Raw genomic sequence first — 13,092 nt, forward strand, 5'->3', positions numbered from 1 at the left:
AATGCATAATGGCAAATTATGATGTATTAAAAGTAGATGGAACTAAATCAGGTTCAGTTGAATTAAGCGATGCAGTATTTGCAATCGAACCAAACAACAACGTTCTTTTTGAAGCAATTAATTTACAACGTGCTTCATTACGCCAAGGTACACATGCTGTTAAGAACCGTTCAGCAGTACGTGGTGGTGGACGTAAACCATGGAGACAAAAAGGTACAGGACGTGCGCGTCAAGGTACTATTCGTGCGCCACAATGGCGTGGTGGTGGGATCGTATTCGGACCAACACCAAGAAGCTATGCTTACAAAATGCCTAAGAAAATGCGTCGTTTAGCTTTACGCTCAGCATTATCTTTCAAAGCACAAGAAAATAGCTTAACAATTGTAGATACATTAAGTTTTGAAACTCCGAAAACAAAAGAATTCAAAACTGTACTTTCTAACTTAGAACAACCTACAAAAGTGTTAGTGATCACTGAATCTGAAGATGTAAATGTTGCACTTTCAGCACGTAACATCCCAGGTGTTCAAGTAACAACTGCACAAGGTTTAAACGTTCTAGATTTAACAAGCGCTGACAGTGTCGTAATCACAGAAGCAGCTGCTAAAAAAGTTGAGGAGGTGCTCGGATAATGGAAGCAAGAGACGTTCTTAAGCGCCCCGTAATCACTGAAAAATCTTCAGTTGCAATGGCTGAAGACAAATATACATTCGATGTTGATACTCGTGCGAATAAAACACAAGTAAAAATCGCTGTAGAAGAAATCTTTGATGTAAAAGTTGATAATGTGAATATTATTAACTACAAACCAAAGAAAAAACGTATGGGCCGTTACCAAGGCTATACAAACAAACGACGCGTAGCAATCGTTAAATTAAAAGAAGGATCAATCGATCTATTTAACTAAAAAATTACCAATAAGGAGGTAAACGACAATGGCTCTAAAAAAATATAAGCCAATTACTAACGGTCGTCGTAATATGACTAGTTTAGATTTCGCTGAAATTACGAAAACTACTCCTGAAAAGTCACTATTACAACCGCTACCGAAAAGAGCGGGACGAAATCATCAAGGTAAATTGACTGTACGCCATCATGGCGGTGGACACAAACGTCAATATCGTGTAATTGATTTCAAACGTAACAAAGATGGTATCCAAGCAAAAGTTGATTCAATTCAATATGATCCAAACCGTTCAGCAAATATCGCATTGTTATTTTACGCTGATGGAGAAAAACGTTATATTATTGCACCTAAAAACTTAAAAGTAGGTCAAACACTTGAAAGTGGTGCAGAAGCAGATATTAAAGTAGGTAATGCACTACCACTACAAAATATTCCAGTAGGTACTGTTATTCATAACATCGAGTTGAAACCTGGTAGAGGTGGACAAATCGCTCGTTCTGCTGGTGCAAGTGCACAAGTATTAGGTAAAGAAGGTAAATATGTATTAATCAGATTAAGATCTGGCGAAGTACGTATGATTCTTTCAACTTGCCGTGCTACTATTGGACAAGTTGGTAATATCCAACACGAACTTGTTAACGTTGGTAAAGCTGGACGTTCAAGATGGAAAGGTATCCGTCCGACAGTTCGTGGTTCTGTAATGAACCCTAACGATCACCCACACGGTGGTGGTGAAGGACGCGCACCAATCGGTATGCCTTCTCCAATGTCACCTTGGGGCAAACCAACACTTGGTAAGAAAACACGTCGCGGTAAAAAATCATCAGATAAACTTATCGTTCGTGGACGTAAGAAAAAATAAAAATAACTTATTTGGGTGTGCGGCTTAACCGCTGCACGCACATAATAAGAAGGGAGGCGCCACTATGGCTCGTAGTATTAAAAAAGGACCTTTCGTTGACGATCACCTAATGAAAAAGGTTGAAGCTCAAAGCGGAAGCGAGAAAAAACAAGTAATCAAAACTTGGTCACGTCGTTCAACTATTTTCCCTGATTTCATCGGACATACATTCGCTGTATATGATGGACGTAAACATGTGCCTGTATTTGTAACAGAAGATATGGTTGGTCATAAACTTGGAGAGTTTGCACCAACACGTACATTTAAAGGTCACGTTGCAGACGATAAAAAAACAAGAAGATAATATCTAACAGGTAGAGGAGGAAATTGGAATGGAAGCAAAAGCGGTTGCTAAAACAATAAGAATCGCACCTCGTAAAGTTAGATTAGTATTAGATCTAATTAGAGGCAAAAGCGCCGGTGAAGCGATAGCGATTTTGAAATTAACAAACAAGGCTTCATCACCAGTAATTGAGAAATTATTAATGTCCGCTTTAGCTAATGCAGAACATAACTATGACATGAACACAGATGAGTTAATAGTTAAAGAAGCTTATGCTAATGAAGGACCAACTTTAAAACGTTTCCGTCCACGTGCACAAGGTAGTGCAAGTGCGATCAACAAACGTACAAGCCACATTACAATCGTCGTAAGTGACGGTAAAGAAGAAGCTAAAGAAGCTTAATAAAATCTTAAGGAGGGAACACTGTGGGTCAAAAAATTAATCCAATTGGACTTCGTGTCGGTGTAATCCGTGATTGGGAAGCTAAATGGTATGCAGAAAAAGACTTCGCATCATTATTACACGAAGATTTAAAAATCCGTAAGTTTATTGATAACGCATTAAGTGAAGCTTCAGTTTCTCATGTAGAAATTGAACGTGCTGCTAATCGTATCAACATCGCTATTCACACTGGTAAACCTGGTATGGTAATCGGTAAAGGCGGTTCAGAAATAGAAAAACTTCGTAACAAATTAAATTCATTAACAAATAAAAAAGTACACATCAACGTAATTGAAATCAAAAAAGTAGATTTAGATGCTAAATTGGTAGCGGAAAACATTGCGCGTCAATTAGAAAATCGTGCATCTTTCCGTCGTGTACAAAAACAAGCTATTACAAGAGCGATGAAACAAGGCGCTAAAGGTATCAAAACACAAGTATCTGGTCGTTTAGCTGGTGCTGATATCGCTCGTGCAGAACAATATTCAGAAGGAACTGTTCCACTTCATACACTACGTGCTGACATAGGCTATGCACACGCAGAAGCAGACACAACTTATGGTAAGTTAGGTGTCAAAGTGTGGATTTATCGTGGAGAAGTTCTTCCTACTAAGAACACTAGTGAAGGAGGAAAATAATAATGTTACTACCAAAACGTGTTAAATATCGTCGTCAACATCGTCCTAAAACAACTGGTCGTTCTAAAGGCGGTAACTATGTAACATTTGGTGAGTATGGTTTACAAGCAACTACAACGTCTTGGATCACATCTCGTCAAATCGAATCAGCTCGTATTGCAATGACTCGTTATATGAAACGTGGCGGGAAAGTTTGGATCAAAATCTTCCCACACACACCTTACACTAAAAAACCTTTAGAAGTTCGTATGGGTGCTGGTAAAGGTGCCGTTGAAGGCTGGATTGCTGTTGCAAAACCAGGTAGAATTTTATTTGAAGTTGCAGGCGTAAACGAAGAAGTTGCGCGTGAAGCATTACGTTTAGCTAGTCACAAACTTCCAGTTAAAACTAAGTTTGTAAAACGTGAAGAATTGGGTGGTGAAACAAATGAAAGCTAAGGAAATTAGAGACTTAACCACTTCTGAAATCGAAGAACAAATCAAATCTTCAAAAGAGGAGCTTTTTAACCTACGCTTTCAGTTAGCTACAGGACAATTAGAGGAAACTGCACGTATTCGTACAGTAAGAAAAACGATTGCACGTCTAAAAACTGTTGCTCGTGAAAGAGAAATTGAACAAGGTAAGGCTAATCAATAATCAAATTGAAAGAGGAGGTTACTAAAGTGAGCGAAAGAAATGATCGTAAAGTTTATGTAGGTAGAGTCGTTTCCGATAAAATGGATAAAACAGTAACTGTACTTGTTGAAACATACAAAACACACAAACTATATGGCAAACGAGTAAAATACTCTAAAAAATACAAAACACATGATGAAAACAACTCAGCTAAATTAGGGGACATCGTTAAGATTCAAGAAACACGTCCTTTATCAGCAACTAAGCGTTTCCGTTTAGTAGATATTGTTGAAGAATCAGTAATTATTTAATAAACAGTGAAGATAAAGGAGGTTTAACTCATGATCCAACAAGAAACACGATTAAAAGTAGCAGATAACTCTGGTGCACGTGAAGTACTTACAGTCAAAGTATTAGGTGGATCTGGTCGTAAAACAGCGAACATTGGTGACGTAATCGTCGTTACTGTTAAACATGCTACACCAGGCGGCGTTGTCAAAAAAGGTGAAGTAGTTAAAGCTGTTGTTGTACGTACTAAATCAGGTGTACGTCGTAATGACGGTTCATATATCAAATTTGATGAAAATGCATGTGTCATCATTCGTGACGACAAAGGCCCACGTGGTACTCGTATTTTTGGACCAGTTGCGCGTGAATTACGTGAAGGTAATTTCATGAAAATTGTATCATTAGCTCCAGAAGTACTTTAATAAACTATTTATAAATATATAAATTTAAGGAGGTGCCACACATGCATATCAAAAAAGGTGACAACGTAAAAGTTATCGCAGGTAAAGACAAAGGTAAAGAAGGTAAAGTAGTAGCTACTGAACCTAAAAAAGACCGTGTCGTTGTGGAAGGTGTTAACACTATTAAAAAACACCAAAAACCAACTCAATTTAATCCTGAAGGTGGAATCTTAGAAACAGAGGCAGCAATCCATGTTTCTAATGTACAATTATTAGACCCTAAAACGAATGAACCTACTCGTGTAGGTTACAAATTCGAAGACGGTAAAAAAGTTAGAATTGCAAAAAAATCTGGCGAAGAAATTAAATCTAATAATGAATAATTAATTGAAAGGAGGATCCACTGTGAATCGTTTAAAAGAAAAATTTAATACTGAAGTTACAACGGACTTAGTAAAAAAATTCAACTATAGTTCTGTAATGGAAGTACCAAAAATAGAAAAAATTGTAGTAAACATGGGTGTTGGTGATGCTGTACAAAACTCTAAAGTATTAGATGATGCTGTAGAAGAATTACAAGCTATCACTGGTCAAAAACCATTAGTAACTAAAGCGAAAAAATCTGTCGCTACATTCCGTTTGCGTGAAGGTATGCCAATCGGTGCTAAAGTAACTTTACGCGGTGAAAGAATGTATGACTTTTTAGATAAATTAATTGCGGTATCACTTCCACGTGTTCGTGACTTCCGTGGTGTATCAAAATCAGCATTTGACGGTAGAGGTAACTACACTTTAGGTGTTAAAGAACAATTAATTTTCCCTGAAATCGACTATGACCGAGTAAGTAAAATACGAGGAATGGATATCGTTATCGTAACAACTGCTAACACTGACGAGGAAGCTCGTGAATTGTTAACACAATTCGGTATGCCATTTCAAAAATAATCTCTAAAGGAGGCTAATTAAGTGGCTAAAAGTTCAATGGTTGCTAAGCAACAAAAAAAACAAAAGTTCCAAGTACGTGAATATACGCGTTGTGAACGTTGTGGTCGTCCACATTCTGTATATCGTAAATTTAAATTATGCCGTATTTGTTTCCGTGAATTAGCTTATAAAGGCCAAATCCCTGGCGTTCGTAAAGCTAGCTGGTAATAGAAAAAAGTCTGAAAGGAGGCAACATTCAATGACAATCAACGATCCAATTGCAGATATGCTAACTCGTGTAAGAAACGCAAACATGGTGCGTCACGATAAGTTAGAATTACCTGCATCAAATATTAAAAAAGAAATTGCTGAAATATTAAAAAGTGAAGGTTTCATTAAAAACGTAGAATACGTTGAAGACGATAAACAAGGGGTTATCCGTTTATTCCTTAAATATGGTCAAAACAATGAACGTGTTATCACTGGATTAAAACGTATCTCAAAACCAGGTTTACGTGTTTATGCTAAAGCAAACGAAGTACCTAAAGTATTAAATGGTTTAGGTATTGCATTAGTTTCTACTTCTGAAGGTGTAATCACTGATAAAGAAGCAAGAAAACGTAATATTGGTGGAGAAATCTTAGGCTACGTTTGGTAATAATTAATAACAAGGAGGTGCGATAACATGAGTCGTGTTGGTAAAAAAATTATTGACATCCCTAGCGACGTTACAGTAACTATCGAAGGAAATACAGTTTCTGTTAAAGGTCCAAAAGGCGAATTATCACAAACAATGAATGAAAGAATGACATATAAGCAAGATGAAAACACATTAGAAGTTGTTAGACCAACTGATTCTCAAAATGATAGAACAGTTCATGGTACAACTCGTGCTTTGATTAATAATATGATTCTAGGTGTTAAAGATGGCTATAAAAAAACACTTGAGCTTGTAGGTGTTGGTTACCGTGCTCAAATGCAAGGTAATGACCTAGTATTAAACGTTGGATACTCACATCCAGTTGAATTTAAAGCTGAAGATGGAATCACTTTCGGTGTTGATAAAAACACTACAGTAACTGTAGAAGGTATTTCAAAAGAACAAGTTGGAGCGATTGCTTCAAACATCCGTTCAGTAAGACCTCCAGAACCTTACAAAGGTAAAGGAATCCGTTACCAAGGTGAATACGTTCGCCGTAAAGAAGGTAAAACTGGTAAATAATAAATAACTTTCAGAAGAAAGGAGTAATAAAATGATCAGCAAAATTGATAAAAACAAAGTGCGTTTGAAAAGACATGCACGTGTCCGTAACAAATTGTCTGGCACTGCTGAAAAACCACGTCTAAATGTTTATCGTTCAAACAAACACATTTATGCACAAGTTATCGATGATGTTAATGGCAAAACATTAGCACAAGCTTCAACACAAGAAAAAGATCTAGCTAATGAAACTGGATCTAAAGTTGATTTATCAGCTAAAGTCGGCGAAACAATTGCTAAAAGAGCAAATGAAAAAGGCGTAAAAACAATTGTATTTGACCGCGGAGGATATTTATATCACGGACGTGTTAAAGCATTAGCAGAAGCAGCTCGTGAAAATGGTTTAGAATTTTAATTTAAAGGAGGGACATTTACATGGCTCGTAGAGAAGAAGCGAAAGAATTTGAAGAACGCGTTGTTACAATTAATCGTGTTGCAAAAGTTGTAAAAGGTGGTCGTAGTTTCCGTTTCAGCGCTTTAGTAGTAGTTGGAGATAAAAACGGTCGCGTTGGATTCGGTACTGGTAAAGCACAAGAGGTACCTGAAGCAATCAAAAAAGCAGTTGAAGCAGCTAAGAAAAACTTAGTTGAAGTTCCACGTGTCGAAGGTACAACTCCTCACATGATTACTGGACAATTCAGTTCAGGTAGTGTATTAATGAAACCAGCTGCACCTGGTACTGGTGTTATTGCGGGTGGTCCTGTTCGTGCGGTATTAGAACTAGCAGGTATCACTGATATCTTAAGTAAATCTTTAGGTTCAAACACACCAATCAACATGGTGCGTGCAACAATTAATGGATTACAAAACCTTAAAAATGCTGAACAAGTTGCGAAATTACGTGGCAAGTCAGTAGAAGAATTATATAATTAAGGAGGGAAAATAAGTTATGGCTAAATTACAAATTACCCTCACTCGTAGTGTTATAGGTCGTCCAGAAACACAACGTAAAACTGTTGAAGCTTTAGGTTTGAAAAAAACAAACTCTTCAGTAGTTGTTGAAGATAACCCTGCTATTCGTGGGCAAATCAACAAAGTAAGTCACTTAGTGACAGTAGAAGAAAAATAATTAAGGAGGTGCCGAAATGAAATTACATGAGTTAAAACCAGCAGAAGGTTCTCGTAAAGTTCGTAACCGCGTAGGTCGTGGTGCAGCTACTGGTAACGGTAAAACTAGTGGCCGTGGACAAAAAGGACAAAAAGCGCGTTCAGGTGGTAGTATCAGACCAGGATTTGAAGGTGGACAATTACCTTTATTCCGCCGTTTACCAAAACGAGGTTTTACTAACATTAACCGCAAAGAATATGCTATTGTTAACTTAGACCAACTTAATAAATTTGAGGATGGTACTGAAGTAACTCCTGCTTTATTAGTAGAATCTGGTGTAGTTAAAAGTGAAAAATCTGGTATTAAAGTACTAGGTAACGGTTCACTTGACAAGAAGTTAACAGTGAAAGCTAACAAATTCTCTGCTTCTGCAGCAGAAGCTATTGATGCTAAAGGCGGAGCACACGAGGTGATCTAATGTTTCAAACGCTTGTGAGCTTCTTTACTACAAAAGAAGTTCGTAACAAGATCTTTTTTACGCTCGCAATGTTAGTTATTTTTAAAATAGGTACTTATATTCCAGCACCTGGCGTAAATCCAGCTGCTTTTGACAGTCAACAAGGTTCTCAAGGTGTCACTGACTTACTGAATACGTTTGGTGGCGGAGCCTTGCAGAACTTTTCTATCTTTGCCATGGGTATAATGCCATATATTACTGCATCAATTGTGATGCAGTTATTACAAATGGATATTGTTCCAAAGTTTTCAGAGTGGGCAAAACAAGGTGATGCAGGTAGAAAGAAACTTAATAACGTAACCCGTTATTTTGCGATTGTACTTGCTTTTATCCAATCAATAGGAATGGCGTTCCAATTTAATAATTATTTACAAGGTCAACTTATTATGGATCAGTCCGTAATAAGCTACCTGACAATAGCTGTTGTATTAACAGCTGGAACAGCGTTTTTAATTTGGATAGGTGAACAAATCACTCAATTCGGTGTTGGTAATGGTATTTCCATCATTATCTTTGGAGGTATTTTATCTTCATTACCTTCATCATTAATCCAGTTTTACCAACAGTCCTTTGTAGGACAAGATGACACAACTTTAGCATGGTTAAAAGTTATTGGGTTAATTGTTGGAATGATATTGCTAACAGTTGGTGCAATATTCGTACTACAAGCTATTAGAAAAATACCAATTCAATATGCGAAAAAACAGTCTGCACAACGATTAGGTTCACAAGCAACATATTTACCTTTGAAAGTTAACTCTGCAGGGGTTATCCCAGTCATCTTTGCAATGGCGTTCTTCTTATTACCAAGAACATTAACTTTGTTCTTCCCTGATGCAAGTTGGGCGCAAAAAGTATCTGACGTTGCAAATCCATCGAATAATATAGGGATGATTGTTTATGTAATCCTTATTATTGCATTTGCATATTTCTATGCATTTGTACAAGTCAATCCTGAAAAGATGTCTGATAACCTTAAAAAACAAGGAAGTTATGTTCCGGGTATTAGACCTGGCGAACAAACAAAAAAATATATTACTAAAGTTCTCTACAGATTGACCTTTGTAGGATCAATATTCTTAGCTGTCGTTGCTATACTACCAATCATTGCTACTAAGGTGATGGACTTACCACAATCGATTCAAGTCGGTGGTACAAGTCTACTTATCGTAATTGGTGTTGCGATTGAAACAATGAAGAGTCTTGAAGCTCAAGTGAGTCAAAAAGATTATAGAGGCTTTGGTGGTAGATAAATTGTAGGAGGGCACTTATGAATATCATTTTAATGGGTTTACCTGGCGCAGGTAAAGGAACTCAAGCGAGTGAAATTGTTAAGAAATTCCCAATTCCACACATATCTACTGGAGACATGTTCAGAAAAGCGATTAAAGATGAAACGGATTTAGGCAAAGAAGCTAAATCATACATGGATCGTGGAGAATTAGTCCCTGATGAAGTTACTGTGGGCATCGTAAAAGAAAGAATTTCTGAAGACGATGCAAAAAAAGGATTCTTACTTGACGGCTTTCCTCGTACTATTGAACAAGCAAAAGCATTAAGTGAAATCATGCAAGAATTAGATAGAAAAATTGATGCTGTTATCAATATAGAGGTACCTGAAGAAGAATTAATGAACCGCCTTACTGGTCGTAGAATTTGCGAAAAATGCGGGCACACTTATCATCTTGTATTCAATCCTCCAAAAGTTGATGGCATTTGTGATATTGACGGTGGTAAATTATACCAACGTGAAGATGACAACCCAGAGACAGTTGCAAATCGTTTAAATGTCAATGTGAAACAATCTAAGCCAATCCTAGAATACTATGATAATGAAAATGTATTGAAAAACATTGATGGTTCAAAAGATATTAACGAGGTTACTTCAAACGTAATCGATATTCTTGAGAATCTAAAATAGTATCAACTTTGTACGGTCTATGTAATGCCAAGAGTATAAACGAAAAAGAGTGACAATGCGATATAGTAATTCATTTTAATTTTGTTGAACTTATTAACAACACTTATAGACTCGTAGGGTTAGAGTTGATCTTAGACGATAACCAACTATTGTAAAAAGGGGGAAGTTAATAAATGGCTAAGCAAGATGTTATTGAATTAGAAGGTACAGTATTAGATACTTTACCAAATGCAATGTTTAAAGTAGAATTAGAAAATGGTCATGAGATTTTAGCTCACGTTAGTGGTAAAATCAGAATGAATTATATTCGAATTCTACCTGGCGACAAAGTAACTGTAGAAATGTCTCCGTATGATTTAACACGCGGAAGAATTACGTATCGTTATAAATAATCGTCACTCCATAATATAGGGAGGTATTAAAATGAAAGTAAGACCATCAGTAAAACCAATTTGCGAAAAATGTAAAGTCATTAAACGTAAAGGTAAAGTAATGGTAATTTGTAGCAATCCAAAACACAAACAAAGACAAGGTTAATAAAGAGAGGTGTAAATAATTATGGCACGTATAGCAGGAGTAGATATTCCACGTGAAAAACGTATTGTTATTTCGTTAACTTATGTATATGGTATCGGTACTACTACAGCTCAAAAAATTGTTGAAGAAGCAAATGTATCTGCAGATACACGCGTTAAAGACTTAACTGATGACGAATTAGGTCGTATCCGTGAAGTAATCGACAATTATAAAGTAGAAGGTGACTTACGTCGTGAGCAAAACTTAAACATTAAACGTTTAATGGAAATCTCATCATACCGTGGTATCCGTCACCGTCGTGGATTACCAGTACGCGGACAAAAAACAAAAAACAATGCTCGTACTCGTAAAGGCCCAGTTAAAACTGTAGCTAACAAGAAAAAATAATAGGTAAAGGAGGCAAATTTTAAATGGCACGTAAACAAGTATTTCGTAAACGTAGAGTGAAAAAGAATATTGAGAATGGTGTAGCACATATCCGCTCAACATTCAATAATACAATCGTAACTATTACTGATGAATTTGGTAATGCTTTATCATGGTCATCAGCAGGTGCACTTGGATTTAAAGGATCAAAAAAATCAACACCATTCGCAGCACAAATGGCATCAGAAACTGCAGCTAAAGCAGCTATGGAACATGGTTTGAAAACTGTTGAAGTTACAGTTAAAGGTCCTGGCCCAGGTCGTGAATCAGCGATCCGTGCATTACAATCAGCTGGATTAGATGTAACTGCAATCCGTGACGTTACTCCAGTACCACATAATGGTTGTCGTCCACCAAAACGTCGTCGCGTATAATATTATCGTTATTGTCGCAAGTCACTGAGAAACACAGTACAATTCAAGTCGACGTAATCAAGGAGGATATTTGTAAATGATTGAAATCGAAAAACCTAGAATTGAAACAATTGAAATTAGTGAAGATGCTAAATTCGGTAAGTTCGTTGTTGAACCACTAGAACGTGGCTACGGTACTACACTAGGAAACTCCTTACGTCGTATCCTACTATCTTCATTACCAGGTGCAGCCGTTAAATACATCGAAATCGAAGGTGTATTACATGAATTCTCAGCAATAGATAATGTTGTAGAAGATGTTTCAACAATTATCATGAACATCAAAAAACTAGCATTGAAAATTTATTCTGAAGAAGATAAAACATTAGAGATTGATGTAAAAGATGAAGGCGAAGTTACTGCAAGTGACATCACACATGATAGTGATGTAGAGATTTTAAATCCTGAGATTAAGATCGCAACAGTATCTAAAGGTGGACATTTAAAAATCCGTCTTGTTGCTAATAAGGGTAGAGGTTACGCATTAGCAGAACAAAATAACACTAGTGATTTACCAATTGGTGTAATTCCAGTGGATTCACTATATTCACCAGTAGAACGTGTTAACTATACTGTAGAAAACACACGTGTAGGTCAAAGTAGTGATTTTGATAAATTAACTTTAGATGTTTGGACTAATGGTTCTATTACGCCACAAGAGTCTGTTTCTCTAGCGGCAAAAATCTTAACTGAACATTTGAACATCTTCGTTGGATTAACTGATGAAGCTCAAAATGCTGAAATCATGATTGAAAAAGAAGAAGATCAAAAAGAAAAAGTACTTGAAATGTCTATTGAAGAATTAGACCTATCTGTACGTTCATATAACTGTTTGAAACGCGCAGGTATTAATTCTGTTCAAGAATTAGCTGATAAATCTGAAGCAGATATGATGAAAGTGCGCAATTTAGGACGTAAATCATTAGAAGAAGTTAAATATAAACTTGAAGATCTAGGTTTAGGTCTTAGAAAAGAAGATTAATATAAAGGAGGTTAACTCATGGGTTACAGAAAATTAGGACGTACATCTGATCAACGTAAAGCGATGTTACGTGACTTAGCTACTTCACTTATTGTAAGTGAGCGTGTTGAAACTACAGAAGCACGTGCAAAAGAATTACGTAGTGTTGTTGAAAAATTAATCACTTTAGGTAAAAAAGGAGATTTAGCATCTCGTCGTCAAGCTGCTAAAACTTTACGTAATGTTGAAATCTTAAATGAAGATGAAACAACACAAACTGCACTTCAAAAATTATTTGGTGAAATTGCTGAACGTTATACAGAACGTCAAGGCGGTTACACTCGTATCCTTAAAGTAGGCCCTCGTCGTGGTGACGGTGCTGAATCAGTAATTATAGAATTAGTTTAATTTAAATACACATACTACTATGTATAAAGCAAATGAGTGCAACGATAATGTTTGCCACATACAAATATTGTCTAGCTCAGAGTACCCCATCAAACTTAATAAATTTTAAAGCGTGAACTCAAATATGATGGGGTGCGCGCTTTTTTTTGTTAGTCCCCCTTAATTCGAAGAATTTAGGGGGACTTATGCAATTGCAAAGCA

Annotated in this window: 27 protein-coding genes; all 27 read left to right on the forward strand. The window is 36.5% G+C overall.

Annotated features, from left to right (window positions below):
* The first annotated feature begins 8 nt into the window (after positions 1–8).
* The 27 genes from rplD (at position 9) to rplQ (ending at position 12,891) form a co-directional block, all read left to right on the forward strand.
* Positions 9–632, forward strand: coding sequence for a 50S ribosomal protein L4 (gene rplD / locus KA883_RS12295; RefSeq protein WP_046208425.1), 624 nt, complete (start codon positions 9–11; stop codon positions 630–632).
* The gene (gene rplW, locus KA883_RS12300) at positions 632–907 is read left to right on the forward strand and encodes a 50S ribosomal protein L23 (RefSeq protein ID WP_046208424.1); all 276 of its coding nucleotides are present in this window, start codon (positions 632–634) and stop codon (positions 905–907) included. Before rplD ends, rplW begins: the two co-directional genes overlap by 1 nt.
* 28 nt (positions 908–935) lie before the next feature.
* Positions 936–1,769 (forward strand): 50S ribosomal protein L2, encoded by an 834-nt coding sequence (gene rplB / locus KA883_RS12305; RefSeq protein ID WP_046208423.1) that lies wholly within the window; start codon positions 936–938, stop codon positions 1,767–1,769.
* A gap of 64 nt (positions 1,770–1,833) precedes the next feature.
* The gene (gene rpsS, locus KA883_RS12310) at positions 1,834–2,112 is read left to right on the forward strand and encodes a 30S ribosomal protein S19 (protein ID WP_019468644.1); all 279 of its coding nucleotides are present in this window, start codon (positions 1,834–1,836) and stop codon (positions 2,110–2,112) included.
* 28 nt (positions 2,113–2,140) lie between these two features.
* The gene (gene rplV, locus KA883_RS12315; RefSeq protein WP_019468645.1) at positions 2,141–2,494 is read left to right on the forward strand and encodes a 50S ribosomal protein L22; all 354 of its coding nucleotides are present in this window, start codon (positions 2,141–2,143) and stop codon (positions 2,492–2,494) included.
* A gap of 23 nt (positions 2,495–2,517) precedes the next feature.
* The gene (gene rpsC / locus KA883_RS12320; protein ID WP_019468646.1) at positions 2,518–3,171 is read left to right on the forward strand and encodes a 30S ribosomal protein S3; all 654 of its coding nucleotides are present in this window, start codon (positions 2,518–2,520) and stop codon (positions 3,169–3,171) included.
* A 2-nt stretch (positions 3,172–3,173) separates the two neighbouring features.
* Positions 3,174–3,608, forward strand: coding sequence for a 50S ribosomal protein L16 (gene rplP, locus KA883_RS12325; protein ID WP_019468647.1), 435 nt, complete (start codon positions 3,174–3,176; stop codon positions 3,606–3,608).
* On the forward strand, positions 3,598–3,807 hold the full coding sequence (gene rpmC / locus KA883_RS12330) for a 50S ribosomal protein L29 (protein WP_002482620.1): 210 nt from the start codon (positions 3,598–3,600) through the stop codon (positions 3,805–3,807). The genes rplP and rpmC overlap by 11 nt, the downstream gene beginning before the upstream one ends.
* A gap of 26 nt (positions 3,808–3,833) precedes the next feature.
* Positions 3,834–4,097: a 30S ribosomal protein S17 gene (gene rpsQ / locus KA883_RS12335; protein ID WP_019468648.1), complete on the forward strand. Its 264-nt coding sequence runs from the start codon at positions 3,834–3,836 to the stop codon at positions 4,095–4,097.
* Between the two features lie 30 nt (positions 4,098–4,127).
* The gene (gene rplN, locus KA883_RS12340; RefSeq protein WP_019468649.1) at positions 4,128–4,496 is read left to right on the forward strand and encodes a 50S ribosomal protein L14; all 369 of its coding nucleotides are present in this window, start codon (positions 4,128–4,130) and stop codon (positions 4,494–4,496) included.
* A 41-nt stretch (positions 4,497–4,537) separates the two neighbouring features.
* The gene (rplX, locus tag KA883_RS12345) at positions 4,538–4,858 is read left to right on the forward strand and encodes a 50S ribosomal protein L24 (RefSeq protein WP_040029978.1); all 321 of its coding nucleotides are present in this window, start codon (positions 4,538–4,540) and stop codon (positions 4,856–4,858) included.
* Between the two features lie 22 nt (positions 4,859–4,880).
* The gene (gene rplE / locus KA883_RS12350; RefSeq protein WP_046208422.1) at positions 4,881–5,420 is read left to right on the forward strand and encodes a 50S ribosomal protein L5; all 540 of its coding nucleotides are present in this window, start codon (positions 4,881–4,883) and stop codon (positions 5,418–5,420) included.
* Positions 5,421–5,441: 21 nt separating this feature from the next.
* Complete coding sequence (locus KA883_RS12355) at positions 5,442–5,627, forward strand: type Z 30S ribosomal protein S14 (RefSeq protein WP_046208421.1); 186 nt, start codon at positions 5,442–5,444, stop codon at positions 5,625–5,627.
* A gap of 31 nt (positions 5,628–5,658) precedes the next feature.
* Positions 5,659–6,057, forward strand: a complete 399-nt coding sequence (gene rpsH / locus KA883_RS12360; RefSeq protein WP_019468652.1) for a 30S ribosomal protein S8 — start codon at positions 5,659–5,661, stop codon at positions 6,055–6,057.
* Between the two features lie 27 nt (positions 6,058–6,084).
* Positions 6,085–6,621 (forward strand): 50S ribosomal protein L6, encoded by a 537-nt coding sequence (rplF, locus tag KA883_RS12365; protein ID WP_019468653.1) that lies wholly within the window; start codon positions 6,085–6,087, stop codon positions 6,619–6,621.
* A 31-nt stretch (positions 6,622–6,652) separates the two neighbouring features.
* Positions 6,653–7,015, forward strand: coding sequence for a 50S ribosomal protein L18 (gene rplR / locus KA883_RS12370; protein WP_046208420.1), 363 nt, complete (start codon positions 6,653–6,655; stop codon positions 7,013–7,015).
* A 20-nt stretch (positions 7,016–7,035) separates the two neighbouring features.
* Positions 7,036–7,533: a 30S ribosomal protein S5 gene (gene rpsE, locus KA883_RS12375; RefSeq protein WP_019468655.1), complete on the forward strand. Its 498-nt coding sequence runs from the start codon at positions 7,036–7,038 to the stop codon at positions 7,531–7,533.
* Positions 7,534–7,549: 16 nt separating this feature from the next.
* Complete coding sequence (rpmD, locus tag KA883_RS12380; protein WP_002482630.1) at positions 7,550–7,729, forward strand: 50S ribosomal protein L30; 180 nt, start codon at positions 7,550–7,552, stop codon at positions 7,727–7,729.
* 16 nt (positions 7,730–7,745) lie between these two features.
* Complete coding sequence (gene rplO, locus KA883_RS12385) at positions 7,746–8,186, forward strand: 50S ribosomal protein L15 (RefSeq protein ID WP_046208824.1); 441 nt, start codon at positions 7,746–7,748, stop codon at positions 8,184–8,186.
* Positions 8,186–9,478: a preprotein translocase subunit SecY gene (gene secY, locus KA883_RS12390; protein ID WP_046208418.1), complete on the forward strand. Its 1,293-nt coding sequence runs from the start codon at positions 8,186–8,188 to the stop codon at positions 9,476–9,478. The genes rplO and secY overlap by 1 nt, the downstream gene beginning before the upstream one ends.
* 17 nt (positions 9,479–9,495) lie before the next feature.
* Positions 9,496–10,146 (forward strand): adenylate kinase, encoded by a 651-nt coding sequence (locus KA883_RS12395; protein ID WP_019468658.1) that lies wholly within the window; start codon positions 9,496–9,498, stop codon positions 10,144–10,146.
* Between the two features lie 173 nt (positions 10,147–10,319).
* Positions 10,320–10,538 carry a translation initiation factor IF-1 gene (gene infA, locus KA883_RS12400; RefSeq protein WP_001118443.1) on the forward strand — a complete coding sequence of 73 codons (219 nt, stop codon included), beginning with the start codon at positions 10,320–10,322 and terminating at the stop codon, positions 10,536–10,538.
* Between the two features lie 31 nt (positions 10,539–10,569).
* The gene (gene rpmJ / locus KA883_RS12405) at positions 10,570–10,683 is read left to right on the forward strand and encodes a 50S ribosomal protein L36 (RefSeq protein WP_002482634.1); all 114 of its coding nucleotides are present in this window, start codon (positions 10,570–10,572) and stop codon (positions 10,681–10,683) included.
* Positions 10,684–10,704: 21 nt separating this feature from the next.
* Entirely contained in the window at positions 10,705–11,070 is a 366-nt protein-coding gene (gene rpsM / locus KA883_RS12410) for a 30S ribosomal protein S13 (RefSeq protein ID WP_046208417.1), read from the forward strand.
* A gap of 23 nt (positions 11,071–11,093) precedes the next feature.
* Positions 11,094–11,483 (forward strand): 30S ribosomal protein S11, encoded by a 390-nt coding sequence (gene rpsK, locus KA883_RS12415; RefSeq protein ID WP_210140002.1) that lies wholly within the window; start codon positions 11,094–11,096, stop codon positions 11,481–11,483.
* Between the two features lie 76 nt (positions 11,484–11,559).
* On the forward strand, positions 11,560–12,504 hold the full coding sequence (locus KA883_RS12420; protein WP_019468661.1) for a DNA-directed RNA polymerase subunit alpha: 945 nt from the start codon (positions 11,560–11,562) through the stop codon (positions 12,502–12,504).
* A gap of 18 nt (positions 12,505–12,522) precedes the next feature.
* Entirely contained in the window at positions 12,523–12,891 is a 369-nt protein-coding gene (gene rplQ, locus KA883_RS12425; protein WP_046208416.1) for a 50S ribosomal protein L17, read from the forward strand.
* Positions 12,892–13,092: the final 201 nt, after the last annotated feature.

The sequence above is a fragment of the Staphylococcus sp. GDY8P54P genome, from assembly GCF_017892645.1.
Classification (GTDB): Bacteria; Bacillota; Bacilli; order Staphylococcales; family Staphylococcaceae; genus Staphylococcus; species Staphylococcus ureilyticus.